Raw genomic sequence first — 558 nt, 5'->3', positions numbered from 1 at the left:
TCATCTCGGCGGGGTAGTTCACGAGGGACTCGACGCCACCGAGGGACTCGGCGAGCTGGAAGAGCTTCGTGGACTCGGCGAAGGCACGGGCAGCGGCGGCCCCGCCGGCGAACGCGATCGAGAGCATGCCGCCGAAGCCGCTCATCTGGCGTTTGGCGAGCTCGTGGCCGGGGTGGTTCGGCAGGCCGGGGTAGTAGACGGCTTCGAGGGCTGGATGGCCGTCGAGGTGTTCGGCGATCGCCTGCGCGTTGGAGCAGTGCCGGTCCATCCGCACCGAGAGGGTCTTGATGCCGCGCACGGTGAGCCAGGCGTCGAGGGGTGCGGAGACGGGTCCTGTGGCGAACTGCAGGAACTGCGCCTTCTGGTAGAGCGCATCGTCATTGATCACGAGGGCCCCGCCGAGCACGTCGGAGTGACCGCCGACGTACTTGGTGGTCGAGTGCACGACGACGTCGGCGCCGAACGCCAGCGGATGCTGCAGGGCGGGGCTCGCAAACGTGTTGTCGACGATCACGGTGACGCCGAAACGGTGCCCGAGCGTGGCGAGCGCCTCGATGT

The 558-nt window shown here is 68.5% G+C and carries 1 protein-coding gene; it reads right to left on the bottom strand.

Going from position 1 to position 558, the window contains the following annotated elements; all coding sequences use genetic code 11:
- Window positions 1–558 (bottom strand): PLP-dependent transferase (locus QN357_RS19215; RefSeq protein ID WP_323505429.1); only part of this gene is annotated, 558 nt, incomplete at both ends.

The sequence above is a fragment of the Cryobacterium sp. RTC2.1 genome (assembly GCF_035018685.1).
In the GTDB taxonomy this organism is placed as follows: Bacteria; Actinomycetota; Actinomycetes; order Actinomycetales; family Microbacteriaceae; genus Cryobacterium; species Cryobacterium glucosi.
This window is presented reverse-complemented; position numbering and strand designations above follow the sequence as displayed.